9 protein-coding genes are annotated in these 12,275 nt (G+C 44.8%); 7 read left to right on the forward strand and 2 right to left on the reverse strand.

Annotated elements, in window-relative coordinates:
* The first annotated feature begins 399 nt into the window (after positions 1-399).
* The 5 genes from A5883_RS17350 to A5883_RS17370 all read left to right on the forward strand — a co-directional run bounded on the left by A5883_RS17350 (position 400) and on the right by A5883_RS17370 (position 6,348).
* A complete protein-coding gene (locus tag A5883_RS17350; protein WP_061053800.1) occupies positions 400-3,045 on the forward strand; it encodes a valine--tRNA ligase in 2,646 nt (881 codons plus the stop codon).
* A gap of 147 nt (positions 3,046-3,192) precedes the next feature.
* Complete coding sequence (locus A5883_RS17355) at positions 3,193-4,506, forward strand: bifunctional folylpolyglutamate synthase/dihydrofolate synthase (protein WP_086339175.1); 1,314 nt, start codon at positions 3,193-3,195, stop codon at positions 4,504-4,506.
* Positions 4,499-5,173, forward strand: coding sequence for an HAD family hydrolase (locus A5883_RS17360; protein WP_005225153.1), 675 nt, complete (start codon positions 4,499-4,501; stop codon positions 5,171-5,173). The genes A5883_RS17355 and A5883_RS17360 overlap by 8 nt, the downstream gene beginning before the upstream one ends.
* A gap of 82 nt (positions 5,174-5,255) precedes the next feature.
* Positions 5,256-5,948: a RadC family protein gene (gene radC, locus A5883_RS17365; protein ID WP_005225154.1), complete on the forward strand. Its 693-nt coding sequence runs from the start codon at positions 5,256-5,258 to the stop codon at positions 5,946-5,948.
* Between the two features lie 199 nt (positions 5,949-6,147).
* Complete coding sequence (locus tag A5883_RS17370; protein ID WP_005225155.1) at positions 6,148-6,348, forward strand: cold-shock protein; 201 nt, start codon at positions 6,148-6,150, stop codon at positions 6,346-6,348.
* A gap of 144 nt (positions 6,349-6,492) precedes the next feature.
* Here the strand turns inward: A5883_RS17370 and rnjA are convergent, their stop codons facing one another.
* The gene (gene rnjA, locus A5883_RS17375) at positions 6,493-8,172 is read right to left on the reverse strand and encodes a ribonuclease J1 (protein WP_005225156.1); all 1,680 of its coding nucleotides are present in this window, start codon (positions 8,170-8,172) and stop codon (positions 6,493-6,495) included.
* A gap of 1 nt (position 8,173) precedes the next feature.
* Positions 8,174-8,386: a DNA-directed RNA polymerase subunit epsilon gene (locus A5883_RS17380; protein ID WP_005225157.1), complete on the reverse strand. Its 213-nt coding sequence runs from the start codon at positions 8,384-8,386 to the stop codon at positions 8,174-8,176.
* Between the two features lie 401 nt (positions 8,387-8,787).
* Between A5883_RS17380 and A5883_RS17385 the strand changes: the two genes are divergently transcribed.
* Entirely contained in the window at positions 8,788-10,521 is a 1,734-nt protein-coding gene (locus A5883_RS17385) for an ABC transporter ATP-binding protein (protein ID WP_074934635.1), read from the forward strand.
* Positions 10,518-12,275 carry an ABC transporter ATP-binding protein gene (locus tag A5883_RS17390; RefSeq protein ID WP_005225159.1) on the forward strand — a complete coding sequence of 586 codons (1,758 nt, stop codon included), beginning with the start codon at positions 10,518-10,520 and terminating at the stop codon, positions 12,273-12,275. Before A5883_RS17385 ends, A5883_RS17390 begins: the two co-directional genes overlap by 4 nt.

Genomic DNA, 12,275 nt, shown 5'->3' on the forward strand with positions numbered 1-12,275 from the left:
GAGTGGCCCACAAAGTGGGACAGAGCAGATGATGAACAGTACTAGGCGACCATAGGGAGCGTAGTAACCATACTAGGAATCACAATGATTGGCTTGCGATGCAAGACAGAATAGATGATGAACAGTACAAGAAGTCATCAAAATTGGTTCACGAAGCGAGTCAGATCGGTTGCCAAAAGCCCTAAGACACAATAGCGGATCACGGAAGCGAGCCTTGACCTCTGTAAGCAACGTTTTTTTACGAACAACAAGCGAGGCGTCAACAAACAGCTGATAATCATCTCTACCACGGCACTAATCCTGAACGATTCAAACATTGTCACGCTTTACCCAGCAACAGGCACCAAAAATCCACACCAACCATTACGTCTAAAAAACGTAACTTTAGGAGGACCAACAATGACAGAAACTGAAAATCTATCCACCAAGTACAATCCCCAAGAAGTAGAAGCGGGGCGCTACCAAGATTGGTTAGAACATGACCGTTTTAAACCAAGCGGCAACAAAGAAGCAAAACCTTATTCTATCGTGATTCCGCCACCAAACGTAACAGGAAAATTGCACTTAGGTCATGCCTGGGATACCACGTTACAAGACATCATCATTCGTCAAAAACGGATGCAAGGGTATGACACCTTATGGTTACCAGGAATGGACCATGCCGGGATCGCTACCCAAGCCAAAGTAGAAGAAAAGCTGCGGGAACAAGGGATTTCTCGCTATGACCTTGGTCGGGAAAAATTCGTTGAACAAGTATGGGATTGGAAAGAAGAATATGCCGGTCACATTCGGGAACAATGGGCGAAACTAGGTTTATCTCTAGACTATAGCCGTGAACGGTTTACGTTAGATGATGGATTATCCGAAGCGGTTCGCAAAGTTTTCGTGACGCTATATGAAAAAGGCTTGATCTATCGTGGCGAGTACATCATCAACTGGGATCCGCAAGCCCGCACGGCATTATCTGATATTGAAGTGATCCACAAAGACATCGAAGGTGCTTTTTACCATATGTCTTACGAATTAGCAGATGGCAGCGGTGTGGTGGAGATCGCAACGACTCGTCCAGAAACGATGCTGGGGGATACAGCAGTCGCGGTTCATCCAGAAGATGAACGTTATCAAGCATTGATTGGTAAAAAAGTGATTTTGCCTTTGGTCAATAAAGAGATCCCAATCATCGCAGATGAGTACGTGGACCAAGAATTTGGAACTGGGGTCGTAAAAATCACTCCTGCCCATGACCCGAATGACTTTGAGGTCGGTAACCGCCATGACCTACCACGGGTCAATGTCATGAATGATGACGGAACAATGAACGACTTAGCAGGTACTTATGCAGGCATGGATCGTTTTGCTGCTCGTAAGCAAATCGTGAAAGACTTAGAGGCGTTAGGTCGTCTGATCAAAATCGAAAAAATGGTTCATAGCGTAGGGCACTCAGAACGGACAGGCGTAGTAGTCGAACCTCGTTTATCGACACAATGGTTCGTAAAAATGGAGCCATTAGCAAAACAAGCCATCGACAACCAAGAAACCGACGATGCGGTGGACTTTTATCCGCCACGTTTCAACCAAACATTCTTACGTTGGATGGAAAATGTCCATGACTGGGTGATCTCTCGTCAGTTGTGGTGGGGCCATCAAATCCCAGCTTGGTACCACAAAGAAACGGGAGAAATGTATGTAGGACTTGAAGCGCCAGCGGATGCCGAAAATTGGCAGCAAGATCCAGACGTATTGGATACCTGGTTTAGTTCTGCTTTATGGCCGTTTTCAACAATGGGGTGGCCAGATGAAAACAATGAAGATTTCCAACGCTACTTCCCAACGAATACATTAGTGACCGGGTACGACATCATTTTCTTCTGGGTAAGCCGTATGATCTTCCAAAGCTTGGAATTTACTGGCAAACGACCATTTGAAAATGTCCTGATCCACGGATTGATCCGTGATGAACAAGGTCGCAAAATGAGTAAGTCGCTTGGAAATGGGATCGATCCGATGGAAGTCATTGAACAATACGGTGCCGATGCATTGCGTTGGTTCTTATCAAATGGCTCTGCACCGGGACAAGACGTGCGTTTCAGCTATGAAAAAATGGATGCCGCTTGGAACTTCATCAATAAAATTTGGAATGCTTCCCGTTTCGTCTTGATGAATGTCAGCGAAATGACTGCCGAAGACATTGATTTTTCTGGTGAAAAATCAGTGGCGGATCGTTGGATCTTGACGCGCTTGAATGAAACGATTGAAAAAGTCACTGACCTTTTTGAACGCTTCGAATTTGGGGAAGCGGGTCGTCAATTATACAACTTTATCTGGGATGATTTCTGTGACTGGTACATTGAAATGTCGAAAGAAACCTTATACGGTGACAATGAAGCAGCGAAACAAGTCAATAAGAGCATCTTAGTCCATGTTCTTGATCAAATTTTACGCTTGTTGCACCCAATCATGCCATTTGTTACAGAAGAAATCTGGAGCAAACTGCCGCATACAGGGGAATCATTAGTTGTTGCTGAGTATCCACAAGTGGCACCAGAATGGACCGATGAAAAAGCGGCGCAAGGGATGGAAGTGTTGAAAGAATTGATTCGTTCGGTTCGAAACATCCGTGCAGAAGTAAACACACCACTTTCGAAACCAATCACTTTGCTGATCCAAGCAAATGAGCCTGAGATCGAAGAATTCTTGATCGCCAACAAAAACTATATCGAACGCTTCTGTAATCCAGAAGAACTAGAAATCTCTAACAGCTTACAAGCCCCTGAATTGGCGATGTCAGCCATCCTATCAGGCGCGACGATCTACTTGCCGCTAGCTGGGTTGATCAACATTGAAGAAGAAATCGCGCGTTTGGAGAAAGAACTAGCGAAGTTCACCCAAGAAGTTCAACGGGTACAAGGCAAATTGGCAAATGAACGCTTCGTTGCCAATGCACCAGAGGAAGTCGTAGCACAAGAACGCAGCAAAGAAGCCGATTATCTTGAAAAACAAAAAGCAGTCCAAGAACGGATCGAGCAATTGCGCACGATTCAATAGGAAGCGTCGACTGTCTGCAAACAAGCATCTCTTGTAGATGCTTGTTTTTGCGTAATCGATAGAAACCGTCAAACAAATTTCTCGTTTAAAGGAAAGAAATTGGGAAAGCTGTGGGATTTTTGATAAAATAAGAGCGAGGTGAAGGAGATGACAAGCGAAGAAGCAACAGCGTGGATCCATTCGCGTTTGGCATTTGGGCAAAGACCCGGATTGATGCGTGTCGAAGCATTATTAAAACGAATGGGCAATCCTGAAAAAAACATAACCATGATCCATATCGCCGGCACGAATGGCAAAGGATCAACCGTCAGCTATTTGCGCAGTCTTTTAGAAGAAGCTGGGCAGCAAGTGGGGACTTTTACTTCCCCGCACATTGAAGCGTTCAATGAACGGATCGAAATCAATGGACAATTTATATCAGATGAGGATTTGGTCGCTTGGGTGGAAAAAATCCAGCCGCTGGTTGCTGAAATCGATCGTGATGAAACCCTGACGGGCATCACTCAGTTTGAGATCATTACTGCCATGGCATTAGGCTATTTTGAAGAAAAAAAGGTCGATGTTGCGATAATGGAAGTTGGCCTAGGGGGACTTTTAGATAGTACCAACGTTATTTCCCCGATGTTGACAGCGATCACGACGATCGGCATGGATCATATGGATGTCTTAGGCGATACCATTGAAAAAATCGCTGCCCATAAGGCGGGGATCATCAAGCCACAAATTCCCCTTGTGACTGGCAATATCGTTGAAAGCGCGCTTTCGGTGATCGATTTGAAAGCTGCAGAAGCACAGGCACCTGCGTATCATGCAGGGCAAGAGTACCGTGTGACCTATCGTCATCCTGATGAAGAGTGGGGCGAATTGTTTGATTTTGAAAATGAGCATGGCAAAATCAAAGGCTTGAAAACACCGATGTTAGGCCGCCATCAACCAGAAAATGCCGGTGTTGCGATCCAATTGTACAGTCTGTATTGCGACCTGCGGCAGCTGCCATTTTCAGCTAAAGAAATTCGCAATGGGCTAAGAAAGGCCTATTGGCCCGCCCGAATGGAACGAATCAGCAGTGAACCACTGGTGATCATCGATGGCGCCCATAACGTGCATGCCATGGCTCGCTTGGTGGATACGATGAAAGAAGAGTTCAGCGACTATCGCATCCATGTGCTGTTCTCAGCCTTAGAAACCAAAAACGTCAATGAGATGCTTCAGCAATTGCTGGCAATTCCGCAAGCCGAGATTTATTTAACGACCTTTGATTTCCCAAAAGCATTGCATTTAGCAGACGGCTATCAGGAACTCGATGAAAAACGAATCTCAACCGTCTCTTTATGGCAGTTTGGCTTGGCAGAATTATTAGAAAAAATGACCAATGAAGATTTGCTGCTGGTGACAGGATCGTTGTATTTTGTTTCAGAAGTTCGTGAATTGTTGTTGGCAATAGGAGGAAGAAATGGCTAAGTTACGTGGTGTGATTTTCGATATGGACGGCTTGATTTTTGACACGGAGCTGCTCTATTACCAGGCTACTCAAATCGTGGCGGATCAAATGGGGATTCCCTATACAAAAGAGTTGTATTTAGCTTATGTGGGGGTCTCGGATGAAGAAGTCTGGGCAGCTTACCATGAGCGGTTCGACGAAGCCTTTGGCCATCAAATGATCGAAGACTTTATCCAAGCGGCTTTTCAGCAAACGCTGGAAATGTTCCAACGGGGCGAGGCTGAATTGAAGCCAGGTATCCACGAGTTATTGCATTATCTTGATGAGAAAAAGATTCCCCGAGTGTTGGCGTCTAGCAACCAGCGCAAAGTGATCGATACCTTGCTGGAAGCAGCAGGCTTAACGGCGGAATTTCCTGAGATCGTCTGCTTTGATGATGTCACACGGGCAAAACCAGATCCTGAGATTTTTGAAAAAGCCCACGCATTATTGGCGGTACCAAAAGAAGAATTGGTGATCCTTGAAGATTCGGCTAACGGTATTCATGCTGCTCATGGGGCAGGGATCTCAGTCATTATGATTCCCGATTTGATCGCGCCGACGACCATCATTGAAGAAAAAGTCTTGAAAGTCTTACCATCACTAGAGGATGTCCCAGATTTTCTAGAAACCGCCTTTTCGATCTAGCTGCGATTTTTTGCGCACCTGATTCATGAAATACTCTCTCCTTTGCGTATCTTTTATTAGACCGACGCAAAGGAGTTTTTTTATGATCAATGAAACTGTGATTCCCCAAAGTTCGTTTCCCCGAGAGCGTTTAGTAGAATATGGAGTGGATGCCCTTTCGAATCAAGAATTATTGGCCATTTTGCTGCGAACTGGCTCACGTCCTCTGAATGTCCTCGAATTAGCGGCCAGTGTCTTGAATCGTTTTCAAGAATTGTATGAACTAAAGCAAGCGACGATCGATGAATTACAAGAAATTCGCGGCGTCGGACAAATCAAAGCCATCGAGATCAAAGCGATGGTTGAATTAGGTGTGCGAATCCAGCGCTCCGCTCAACCAAAGTACGGTAAGGTCAACTCTAGTATGGCGATCGCCCATCAGTTGATCCAAGAGTTGAAGGATTGTCGTCAAGAGCATTTACTAGGGCTTTATTTGAATACGAAAAATGAGATCATTCAGAAAAAAACGATCTTCATCGGATCGTTGAATCAGTCGATCGCTCACCCACGGGAGATTTTTCATTGGGCGGTACGCTACAGTGCCGCCCGAGTGATCGTCGTCCACAACCATCCCAGCGGCAGTCCCCAAGCCTCAGAGGCAGATCTGCTGTTTACACGCCGCTTGATCAAGTGCGGAGACTTGATGGGGATCGACATATTGGATCATTTGATCATTGGCGACAATGCCTATGTCAGTTTGCGAGAAGAGGGGCTGTGGCAACAGGAAGACGTGTGAAAATAAGCCGAGTTTGCGAACATTATTAAAAATAAAGGTGAATTGTCTAATCGTCTGTCTTGCAAAAAAATACGGGCAAGTGTAAAATATTATTGTAATTTTGTTTGCTGAATAGATGTTGAAACGCACGTTAGGCCTCTATCGCACAAAGGCAATGTTACACACAATTAAGTGCTTATGCACGAGGAGGTTTTTTTTAATGGAACAAGGTACAGTAAAATGGTTCAATGCTGAAAAAGGGTTTGGTTTTATCTCTCGCGAAGACGGTACAGACGTATTTGTACACTTTTCAGCGATCCAAGGTGAAGGATTCAAAACTTTAGAAGAAGGTCAAGCAGTAACTTTCGACGTGGAAGATTCTGATCGTGGACCTCAAGCAGTTAACGTAAACAAAGCGTAAGCTTTCAAACAAACTGCCAGTAAGAGCACTTTGAAATCAAAAACCCCAAAAGACCATCGATTCGATGGTCTTTTTTTTGCTTTTTATAAGGGAAAGGAAAAAGGGTAGTTCTCAGTAACCTGAGAACTACCCTCGCATGTGAGACTATAAATCGTCCGGCGTCATGATCATCGAAAGGATCATTGGATGACGCTCGGTTTTTTCAAATAGGAATGGCTGTAACGCCGAAGACATCGCTTCTCTTAATTTATGTTCTGTTGGGTCTGGTTGGTTCAAGACTTCCCTCAATGCACGGAAGAGGATCTGCTGTGCTTCGTTGATCATCTCGCCAGATTCCCGCATATAAACAAACCCACGAGAAAGGATATCTGGTCCAGCAAGGACTTCTTTCTTCGCCACATCGACTGTCGCGACAGCTAAGACGAGGCCTTCTTCTGAAAGAATGCGACGATCTCGTAGGACGACATTTCCGATATCACCGATACCGCTGCCGTCGACATAAACATCATTGGCATTGAAATGACCAGCCAAGCGAGCGGTATCCGCTGTTAAGGCCAACATGTCACCATTTTCCATAATGAAACAATTTTCTTTTGGTACACCGACATCTTGTGCCAACTGGGTGTGGATGTTCAGCATCCGAAATTCCCCGTGGACAGGCATAAAGAATTTTGGCTTCATTAGACGCAACATCAGTTTTTGTTCTTCTTGGCCACCGTGACCAGAAGTATGGATGTTGTTCAATTTGCCATGGATCACGTTTGCGCCAGCTTCCAACAACAAGTTGATCAGCTGATTGACACTCGTGGTATTTCCTGGGATTGGTGAGCTTGAGAAAATCACGGTATCATCTGGGTGAATTTGGATTTGACGGTGAGTCCCGTTGGCAATCCTACTTAAAGCAGCCATTGGCTCTCCTTGAGAACCCGTACAAAGGATCATGGTTTCGTTTGCAGGCAAACGATTGATCTCATGAGATTCCACAAAGGTTCCATCTGGCACCTTGATATAGCCAAGGCGCTGTCCGTTGACGATCGCATTTTCCATACTGCGTCCAAAAACGGCGATTTTACGTCCAGTCGCAACCGCCGCATCTGCAGCTTGTTGGAGACGGAAAATGTTGGAGGCAAAGCTGGCGAAAATGATCCGACCATCGATTTTTTCAAAAATCTTTTGGATCGAGCTGCCGATCGTTTTTTCTGATTTGGTAAAGGTCGGAATTTCTGCATTGGTACTATCGGAAAGGAGGCAAAGGACGCCTTCTTCACCAATTTTTGCCATTTTGTGCAAGTTTGCTGGTTCGCCCACAGGCGTAAAGTCAAACTTGAAATCGCCAGTTGCGACGATATTGCCAGAAGGCGTTTTGACAACGACACCTAAAGCATCAGGGATACTGTGAGTCGTTCTAAAGAAGCTGATGGATGTTTTACGGAAACGAATCACCGTATCTTCATTGATTTCGTGTAATTCCGCATCCCGCAATAAGCCATGCTCATCTAATTTGTTGGTGATCAAAGCAAGTGCCAAGGGTCCCGCATAGATCGGGATATTGGCTTCCCGCAACAAGTAAGGGATTCCGCCAATATGGTCTTCGTGACCATGAGTGACGATCAAGCCTTTGACTTTCGGTAAATTTTGAACGATGTAGCTATAATCGGAAATGACATAGTCGATCCCAAGCAGTTCATCTTCGGGGAATTTGATTCCCGCGTCAATTAAGATGATCTCATCTTGGAATTGAACCCCATAACAGTTTTTTCCGATTTCGCCAAGTCCACCGACGCCGAATACGCCAGTCTCATTATTTTTCAGCGAAACTTTCATCTTAAAACTCCGCTAATTTGAAATCAGCGTTTTCTTTTTCGTAAGCTAAATGTTTTTCATCTAGTTCTTGAACGAACTCGATGTTGTATGGGGTATTTTGTTCAACCAGACGGCGTGCGATCACTGCATCGTCTGCTTCAATGTACAAAGAGTGGGTTTGTTCTCTCTTTGGGTTGCGGTCTTTTGTTTCTTGGTAATAAATTTTGTAAATCATATCTTTTCTCCTTTATCTGCTTTTCGCAGTAGTCTATTTGGTTGATGAATTCGCTGCATCACAAAATCGAGGTCCGAATAAAGTGACCTGAAAAGAAGGCTTCGAGAGCCGCTGCATGCTTTTTTCAGACAATCGTTGTGAGAAAAAAGAGAAAGCCTCGTCTTTGCTTTCCAAATGTCGTCATAAAAAATTCACCGGGTTTGTAAGTCGTTCCACTACAAGTATCCCTAGTTTATCACAGAAAAACGAATAAGTATAGAAACACGTCATTTTGAAAAGGCTTACTGAAAGAAAATGAAAGGACTATCGCTGAAGTTTGCTTTTTTTCGTTGAAAGTGCATTACAATAAGAATATTCCTATGCTATAGTAGAAGTAATGAAGTAAAAAAGGAGGGGATTTTTTGAAATTAATGTGGCACTACACGATGAGAAACAAGAAACTGCTGGTTTTTAATTTCATCTGTGTTTTTGGTTTTATTTTGATTGAATTAGGTTTGCCGACGTTATTGGCAAGAATGATCGACAAAGGGATCGCCGCTGGTGATCGCGACTACATATGGAAAATGGGTGCGGCGATGATCGCGATCACCATTGTGGGGATCACGATGAACATTTTGTTAGGCTATTTCACGTCACGTATCACCACTAACATTGTGGCAGATATTCGTGACGATCTTTTTGAAAAAGTCCAAGGCTATTCACATACCGAATATGAAAAAATCGGGGTTTCATCATTGATCACCCGTGTGACCAATGATGCGTATCAAATCATGCTGTTTATGCAAAGCATCTTACGGACAGGTTTGATGACACCCATGATGTTTGTGGTCAGCTTGTACATGGTCATGCGGACAAGTACACAACTAGGGTTGTATGTTTTGGGGGCATTGCCGATATTGCTGATGGCCGTCATCGCCATTGCCAAAATCTCGGAACCATTATCCACCAAACAACAAGCCAATCTAGATAAAATCAATGGCATCTTGCGGGAAAATCTCTCTGGTTTACGAGTGATCCGTGCCTTCGTCAATGAAAAATTTGAAGAAAAACGCTTTGGCAAAGTCAACCAAGCCTATGCTTCTAGTTCTCGCAGCTTGTTTCGCTTGATGGCAACGGCACAACCGGGCTTTTTCTTCTTGTTCAATATCGTGATGATCTTGATTATTTGGACGGGAAGTATTCAAATCGATCAAGGGCAACTGCAGGTCGGTGACTTGATTGCATTTATCGAATACATCTTCCATGCCCTGTTTTCTTTCATGTTGTTTGCGACTGTCTTTACGATGTATCCACGAGCGGCGGTTTCTGCTCGTCGAATCCAAGAAGCGTTAGATGCGACTTCTGAAATCAAAGAGCCAGAACATCCAGTGACAGAAACTAAGACGAAAGGCTTCTTGGAATTCAAAAATGTTACCTTTGCTTATCCAGGACATGCTCAAAGTCCAGTGATCCGTAATGTTAGCTTTACCGCTTCACCAGGGGAAACCGTGGCGTTTATCGGTAGTACTGGAAGTGGAAAATCAACCTTGATCCAATTGATCCCACGTTTTTACGACGTCAGTGAAGGCCAAGTCTTGGTGGATGGTGTTGACGTTCGGGATTACAGCTTAACGACGTTGCGCAACAAGATCGGGTTTATCCCTCAAAAAGCGTTGCTATTTACAGGGACGATCGCAGAAAACCTACGCTATGGCAAAGAAGATGCCACGCAAGCAGAGCTGGAACGAGCAGCCGAGATTGCGCAAGCGGCAGATTTCATTTCTCGCACACCAGATGGCTTTGATGCTCACTTGGCAGAAGGCGGAACCAACTTCTCTGGCGGACAAAAACAACGCCTAGCGATTGCCCGTGCGGTGATCCGCCAACCAGAGATCTATATTTTTGATGATAGTTTTTCTGCATTGGATTACCAAACGGATGCAAAATTGCGGGCACGCTTGAAAAAAGAAACCACAGAATCGACCGTTTTGATCGTTGCTCAACGAGTAGGAACGATCATGAATGCCGATAAGATCGTCGTCTTGAACGAAGGCGATGTGGTTGGCATCGGCACCCACAAAGAACTGCTGCAAACTTGTCCAGTATACTACGACATTGCGGCGTCACAATTATCAGAGGAGGAGTTGGCACAATGAAAGCAATCTCTTCTTTAAAACGGTTAGGTGCTTACATCAAACCGTACAAAGTACAATTTATCCTAGTCTTGCTGTTTACTGTTGCAACCGTCGGCTTCAATGCGGCAATGCCGTATGTTTCTGGATTACCGACGACAGAGATCAGCCGCAACATCGCTGCAGGCGAAGGCGTTAATTTTGATTACGTGATCCTTTGCTTGATCTGGATCGCAGTCGTTGGTGTCGGTTACTGTTTCTCACAATTGATGTCAGGGCTGCTGATCACCAACGTTGTCCAATCTGCGATGCGAGATCTGCGGCAAGACATTGAAGAAAAAATCAATCGTTTGCCCGTTTCTTACTTCGACCGCAACCAACAAGGGAATATCTTGTCACGGGTGACCAATGACGTGGATGCCGTCAGCGGTGCGATGCAACAAGCCTTGATCGGGATCGTCAATGCCTTCTTAGGAATCGTTATGGCGGTTTCCATGATGTTTTACATTAATACCTACATGGCGTTGGTTTCATTGATCATGATCCCAGCCTCCTTATTGATTTCTCGCACGATCGTCAAAAAGTCGCAAAAAGACTTCCAAGGCATGCAAAATGCGTTAGGGGATCTGAACGGCTACGTACAAGAAAACATGACTGGATTCAGTGTGTTGAAAGTGTATGGACGGGAAAAGCAAACACTTGAAGGGTTTAAAAACGTTAACCACCAGTTGCGCTATTACGGCTTTCGTTCTGCCTTTGTTTCAGGATTGATGATGCCGTTGGTGCAAATGACCGCTTACTTTACCTATATCGCAATGGCAGTCATGGGGAGCTTTTACGTGATCAGCGGCGTGATCGTTGTTGGTCAGCTGCAAGCATTCATTCAATACATTTGGCAAGTCAGTCAGCCAATGGGGAATATTACCCAGCTGTCTTCCGTCTTGCAAAGTGCCTCAGCAGCAGCAAAGCGGGTCTTTGAAATCCTAGATGAGGAAGAAGAGCCAGTCAATCAAACCGATATCCAATTGCCAGAACAAATCAGAGGCGACGTGACCTTTGAACATGTCGGCTTTGCCTATGATCCGAAAAAACCGTTGATCAAAGACTTGAACTTTGAAGTCAAAGCTGGACAAACCGTGGCGATCGTGGGACCAACAGGTGCTGGGAAAACCACCTTGATCAATTTGTTGATGCGTTTTTATGATGTCAATGAAGGGGCCATCAAGATCGACGGCATCGACACGAAGAAAATGGAACGTCACGATGTTCGGTCACTATTTGGGATGGTCTTACAAGATGCATGGTTGTACGAAGGCACGATCGGCGACAACATTCGCTTTGGGAAATTAGATGCCACCGATTATGAAGTCGTTGATGCAGCGAAAACCGCCAACGTCGATCACTTCATTCGCACGATGCCAGACGGCTACGAAATGATCATCAATTCTGAAGGGGACAATGTCTCCTTGGGGCAAAAACAATTGTTGACCATCGCTCGGGCAGTCATCTCTGATCCGAAGATTTTGATTCTCGATGAAGCCACCAGTTCGGTGGATACCCGCTTAGAAGCGCTGATTCAAAAAGCAATGGATAAAGTGATGGAAGGTCGTACCAGCTTTGTGATCGCCCATCGTTTGTCAACGATTCGTGAAGCAGATCTGATCTTAGTGATGGATCAAGGGTCGATCATTGAAAAAGGCAATCACGAAACCTTGTTGGCAGCTGGCGGCTTTTATAGCCAACTGTACCAAAGTCAATTTTCAGAAGAAGCCGAGTAA

This window comes from Enterococcus sp. 5B3_DIV0040 (genome assembly GCF_002140755.1).
Classification (GTDB): Bacteria; Bacillota; Bacilli; order Lactobacillales; family Enterococcaceae; genus Enterococcus_D; species Enterococcus_D casseliflavus.